At 67.8% G+C, this 3,367-nt stretch carries 4 protein-coding genes; all 4 read right to left on the bottom strand.

Translation table 11 applies throughout. The features are described 5' to 3' along the window. Positions 1–555 (bottom strand): DJ-1/PfpI family protein (locus tag RMO40_RS03635; protein WP_309716446.1); only part of this gene is annotated, 555 nt, incomplete at its 3' end. A 21-nt stretch (positions 556–576) separates the two neighbouring features. Continuing rightward, complete coding sequence (locus RMO40_RS03630; protein WP_309716443.1) at positions 577–1,362, bottom strand: ATP-binding cassette domain-containing protein; 786 nt, start codon at positions 1,360–1,362, stop codon at positions 577–579. Continuing rightward, positions 1,362–2,480 (bottom strand): M14 family metallopeptidase, encoded by a 1,119-nt coding sequence (locus tag RMO40_RS03625; RefSeq protein WP_309716441.1) that lies wholly within the window; start codon positions 2,478–2,480, stop codon positions 1,362–1,364. The genes RMO40_RS03630 and RMO40_RS03625 overlap by 1 nt, the downstream gene beginning before the upstream one ends. 25 nt (positions 2,481–2,505) lie before the next feature. Continuing rightward, on the bottom strand, positions 2,506–3,195 hold the full coding sequence (locus RMO40_RS03620; protein ID WP_309716440.1) for an ABC transporter permease subunit: 690 nt from the start codon (positions 3,193–3,195) through the stop codon (positions 2,506–2,508). Positions 3,196–3,367: the final 172 nt, after the last annotated feature.

The raw sequence follows: 3,367 nt of genomic DNA, 5'->3' as shown, positions 1-3,367 counted from the left end.
GTGCAGCATCATGTCGAATGCAGCGTGGCCGCCAGCGCAGGTCAGCCGCCGGCGGTCGGACTCGAACACATTGCTCGACACCACGGTTTCGCTGAACGCGCGCGCGAGCAAGGGCGCGTAGGCCCAGTGCAAGGTGGCCCGGTGGCCGCGCAGCAGGCCCGCACGTGCGAGCAGGTAGGCGCCCGTGCCGATGCCCCCGACCCAGCGCCGCTCCACCGACAGGCCTTGACCGAAAACCTGCAGCCAGTCGACCAGCGGCTCGAACCCGGACTGCGGCACCGGGGTGTCGCTGACGACGACCACCGCGTCCAGGCGAGGCAGGTCCGCGATCGCAAAGTCGACCGCCACCGATGCGCCGCTGCCGGTCGTCACGGGCCGGCCGTCGGTCGAGGCCAGGAGAACGTCGTACAGCAGCCGTTCTCCGGCGGAGCGGCTGGCCTGGTTGGCGTGAGCCAGGGCATCGAGCGCACCGCCCAGGGCCATCAGCGAGCATTGCGGGAGCAGCACGAACGCGATGCGCTCCGGCTCGGCAGGTGGCAGCGCGATGAGCGTCATGAACCGTCTGGCCGCGGCTGGCTACTTCAGCTTGCCCGAGAGGAACTGGCGCAGTCGCTCGCTTTGCGGCTCGAGCAGCACCTGCCGCGGCGGGCCCTGTTCCTCGATCAGCCCCTGGTGCAGGAAGACGACCTGGCTCGAGACCTCGCGGGCAAAGCCCATCTCGTGCGTGACGACGATCATCGTGCGGCCCTCGTCGGCCAGGTCGCGCATCACACGCAGCACCTCGCCAACGAGCTCGGGGTCGAGTGCCGACGTAGGCTCGTCGAACAGCATCACCTGGGGCTCCATGGCCAGCGCGCGTGCGATGGCGACGCGCTGTTGTTCACCGCCTGAGAGCTGCGACGGGTACAGCGCCTTGCGGTGCGCAACACCCACGCGTGCCAGCAGCGCTTCTCCTCGCTCGATGGCCTGCGCGCGGGGAACGCCCAGGACCTGGATCGGTGCTTCGATCACGTTGTCGAGCGCGTTGAGGTGCGACCACAGGTTGAAGTGCTGGAACACCATTGCCAGCCGGGAACGAAGCCGCTGCAGCTGCTTCGGGTCGGCCGCCTGCAGTTCACCATGCTTGTCGAGCTTGAGCTTGAGTTCCTCGCCGCCCAGTTCGATGCGACCGGCATGGGGCTTCTCGAGCAGATTGATGCAGCGAAGCAGGGTGCTCTTGCCCGACCCACTGGAGCCGAGCACGCTGATGACATCGCCCGGCTTTGCGACCAGGTCGACGCCCTTGAGCACCTCGACACTGCCGAAGCGCTTGTGCAAGCCGTCGACACGCAGTGCGGTGGGAAGGGGGTTGCTGCGGGTCATCATTCGCTCGACAGTTTGCCTTGCCGCACCGGCACCGCGCCGGCGATCTTGCACAGGCTGCGGCCGCTGGTGGTGAAGCGCTGCGTCTCGCGCGCGAACAGCAGGCCGCTGGTGCGGCTGGCCAGCCGATGCACTTCACCGCTCAGGGGGTCGATAACTTCGGCCACCACCTCGCCGGTCTGGATGTGGTCCCCCAGCTCTCGCAGATAGACCACCACGCCGCTGGCCGGTGCATGGATCACATCGGTGCCGGCCAGGGGCGTGGCGGGCTCGAGCAGCGCGCGCTGCGGTGCGGCCTCACCCTCGATCAGACCGCGCTGCACGAAGAACTCGATGAGGGCTTGCGCATCGGCGCTGGCGAGCGGGTGAGACACGTCACGCTCGCCACGCAGCTCCAGGGTCACCGCAAGGCAGGCCAAGGGCACGGGGTGCCGCCCGCGGTAGTGCGCTTCGAGTTGCCACCAGGTCCGGGAACAAGCCTCGTCAAACGGGTTGTCGCCCGATTCGCTGGCCAGGAGCGATGCTTGTGCGCCCATGCAGCGCGCCAGTGGCTCGGCCTGCGGCCACAGGGCGGTGCCGGTGTACAGGTGCATCAACGACTCGCAGTCGCAATGCAGGTCGAGCACGACCTCGGCGTCGCAGGCGAGGCTCAGCAGCGTCTTGCGCAGGCTCATCAGTTCGGTGTCTTCGGGCAGCTGGGTCACCGCCTGGCGCAGAGAGCTGCGTACCAGCTGCGCGTTGGTTTGTGCATCGTCGCCGAGCTGGCCTTCCAGCAGCGGCAGCACGTGGTCGAACAGGGCAGGGTAGTGGCGGTTGAAGTTGTCCCCTGCGGCCAGATCAAAACGGCCTTCCTGCTTGCGCAGGATCGTTTGCCCCAGGCCAATCGGGTTGGCCACCGGCACGACGACGAACTCGGCCCGCAGGCGCCCGGCCGACTCCAGGGCGAGCAGGCGCTCCCGCAGGTGATGCGCCACCAGCATGCCCGGCAGCTCGTCGGCATGCAGCGAAGCCTGGAGGTAGACCTTGCGACCGTCGTCGCGCCGCCCATAGTGAAAGCTGACGATCTCGCGCTGCGTGCCGAGCGGTGCGCCCCGCAGGGGGTGGTTCTGGATGTGCATGTGAAATGGGGGCAGGGCGGGCCGATCAACGGCGAACCTGGAGGTGGGCGAGCCAACGTGTCTCGGCACGCTGGAACAGCGTCACGAGCATCAGTGTCAGCCCGAGGTAGAAGAGCGCCGCGGTGCCAAAGGCCTCGAACGGCAGGTAGAAACGGGAGTTCAGTTCACGCGCTGCGCCGGTGATGTCGAGCAAGGTGACCACGCTGGCGAGCGAGGTGGTGTGCAGCATCATGATGACCTCGTTGCCATAGCCTGGCAGGCAGCGCCGCAGCGCCGAGGGCAGCACGATGCGCCGCATGATCAGCAGCCACGACATGCCCAGGCTGCGGGCCGCCTCGACTTCGCCATGTGGCGTGGCCCGGATGGCGCCCGCCAGCATCTCGGTGGTGTAGGCGCAGGTGTTGATCGCAAAGCCGAGGATGGCGCAGAACCAGGCGCTGGAGAGCCAGGGCCAGAGGGCACTCTCACGCACCGCAGCAAACTGGGCCAGTCCGTAATAGAGGAGAAAGAGCTGCACCAGCATTGGCGTGCCGCGGATCACATAGGTGTAGAGCCACACCGGGCCGGAGAGGAAGGGCCAGCGCGACGCACGCATCACCGCCATCGGCACGGCGGCGACCAGGCCGACCGCCAGCGAAGCCAGCAACAGGCCGAGCGTGGTCAGCAAGCCGTTCCAGTACAGCGGCAGGCTTTCAACGACGGCGGAAAGGTTCACAGCGCGGCCACCTTCACGCCGCGCGAGAAGCGCTTTTCGAGGGCACGCAGCAAGATCACCGACAACGTGGTCACGGCCAGGTAGAGCGCACCCACCGCCAGGTAGAAGGTGAACGGCTCGCGGGTGGCGCCGGCCGCCTGGCCGGCCTTGTGCATCACATCGTTCAGGCCGA

This window comes from Rhizobacter sp. (assembly GCF_031412075.1).
Taxonomy (GTDB): Bacteria; Pseudomonadota; Gammaproteobacteria; order Burkholderiales; family Burkholderiaceae_C; genus Rhizobacter.
The sequence above is the reverse complement of the archived record's forward strand: the minus strand, read 5'-3'. Positions and strand labels throughout refer to the sequence as shown.